Source organism: Thermodesulfovibrionales bacterium, assembly GCA_026417875.1.
GTDB lineage: Bacteria > Nitrospirota > Thermodesulfovibrionia > Thermodesulfovibrionales > CALJEL01 > CALJEL01.
Genome location: JAOACK010000097.1, coordinates 1 through 2,263, shown reverse-complemented (window position 1 = coordinate 2,263; position 2,263 = coordinate 1). Strand labels below are relative to the sequence as shown.

The 2,263-nt window shown below is 42.0% G+C and carries 3 protein-coding genes; all 3 read right to left on the bottom strand.

Annotation, left to right across the window (positions count from 1 at the left end):
* Window positions 1-212 (bottom strand): hypothetical protein (locus N2257_10615; GenBank protein MCX7794836.1); only part of this gene is annotated, 212 nt, incomplete at its 3' end.
* Between the two features lie 81 nt (window positions 213-293).
* Complete coding sequence (locus N2257_10610; GenBank protein ID MCX7794835.1) at window positions 294-1,802, bottom strand: pyruvate, phosphate dikinase; 1,509 nt, start codon at window positions 1,800-1,802, stop codon at window positions 294-296.
* Window positions 1,803-1,889: 87 nt separating this feature from the next.
* On the bottom strand, window positions 1,890-2,263 hold a 374-nt coding region (locus N2257_10605; GenBank protein MCX7794834.1), incomplete at its 5' end, for an HD domain-containing protein.

Below are 2,263 nucleotides of genomic sequence, written 5' to 3'. Positions count from 1 at the left end.
ACAGCCTTTATCCTGTCTGCCTCAAAGAACATATGTTCTGTTCTGCATAGACCTATACCTTCTGCACCGAATTCTCTCGCTACCTTTGCATCCTTAGGTGTATCTGCATTTGCCCTCACACCAAGCTTTCTGAATTCATCAGCCCATTTCATTATTGTTGCAAAATCACCTGTAAGCTCCGGCATTACAAGGGGCGCCTCACCAAGTATCACCTCTCCTGTTGTACCATTAAGGGTTATATAGTCTCCTTCACGGACTGTTATCTCGTTGTTTATTGTAAAGTATTTACCCTCTTAGTTGATATTTATTGCTCCGCAGCCCACAACACAGACCTTGCCCATACCCCTACCAACAACTGCTGCATGAGATGTCATTCCACCACGGGCTGTGAGTATTCCCTGAGCTGCTGCCATTCCACCTATATCCTCTGGAGATGTCTCTGTTCTTACGAGTATCACCTTTTCGCCTTTTGCTGCCCATTCCTCTGCATCCTGTGCCTTAAAGACAACCCTTCCTACAGCTGCTCCAGGAGAAGCCGGAAGACCCTTTGCGACAACCTTAACCTTTGCGTTAGGATCAATCATTGGATGAAGCAGCTGGTCTATCTGAGCAGGGTCTATCCTCATTACAGCTGTTTCTTTGTCAATGAGCTTCTCCTTCACCATATCAACAGCAATCTTGAGCGCTGCCCTTGCTGTTCTTTTACCAACCCTTGTCTGGAGCATGTAGAGCTTGCCTTCCTGAATAGTGAACTCTATGTCAAGCATGTCTTTGTAATGTTTTTCAAGTTTCTGGTAAATCCTTTCAAGCTCCTTATAAGCCTGAGGCATCCTCTTTTTTAACTCATCTATATGAAGGGGTGTCCTGATACCCGCCACAACATCTTCTCCCTGGGCGTTTATCAGGCATTCAGCAAAAAATTTCTTTTCCCCTGTGGAGGGATCACGGGTAAATCCAACACCTGTACCGGAATTCTCACCCATATTTCCGAAGACCATTGCAACAATATTACAGGCTGTACCAAGATCATCTGGAATGCCGTGCAACTTTCTGTACTTTACAGCCCTCTCCCCAAACCATGAACCAAAAACTGCGTTTATTGCCATTTTTAATTGCTCGTAAGGATCCTGAGGGAAATCCGTACCTGTCTCCCTTTTATAAATTTCCTTGAAACTTTCTACCACTTTTTTAAGATCCTCTGCGTCAAGGTCTGTATCAAGATGGACTCCTTTTTCTTTTTTTATATCTTCAAGTACATTTTCAAATTTCTGCCTGTCTATTCCCATAACAATACTTCCAAACATAGTTATAAATCTTCTGTAGGCATCATAGGCAAATCTCTCATTATTTGTCTTTTTGATTAGTCCATTGAGAGTCTGCTCGTTAAGACCGAGATTGAGAACTGTATCCATCATTCCTGGCATGGAGTATTTCGCACCTGAGCGGACTGATACAAGAAGGGGATTCTCAGGATCTCCAAATTTCATCCCCATTGCCTTTTCAACCTTCTTCATATTCTCAAGAACCTGTTCCCACATGCCAGGCGGATATTTTTTATTGTTCTTAAAATATGCATTACATGCCTCTGTTGTTATAGTAAAACCTGCAGGAACAGGAACTCCAAGGTTTGTCATTTCAGCAAGACCTGCACCCTTCCCACCGAGAAGATCCTTCATATCTCCACGACCCTCTGCCTTTCCATTACCAAAGAAATAGACATACTTCTTTGTTTTTGTTCTTGTTTTTGTTTTTGTTCTTGTTTTTGTTCTTGTTTTTTTAACATTAGCAGCCTTTTTTGCCATAAGCAAGCCTCCCGTATATTAAGAAATCTTTATAATGAAAGAAATTTAAGCTAAATAAGATAGCTTAAATATTACAAAAATTTCAAGTTAACCCCTGAGTCTCTCATAAATTTCCTCAAAGATACCTGCGTTATCTTTAAAAATCTTGAGTATCTCAGGGTCAAAATGATGGGGCATGGTTCTTCCATCACCCTCTGTTATAATCCTGAAGGCAGTTTGATGGTCATAAGCAGGTTTGTAAACCCTCGGGTTTCTAAGTGCGTCATACTGGTCTGCAAGGCTCGTAATCCGTCCCTCAACCGGTATATCCTTTCCTTTTAGACCTCTGGGATAACCGCTTCCATCCCATCTTTCCTGATGGGTGAGAGCTATGTTCTTTGCCATTTTAAGCCTAGGATGGTCACCTATTATCATTGCTCCGTATACAGGATGCATCATCATTATTTTCCACTCATCTGGAG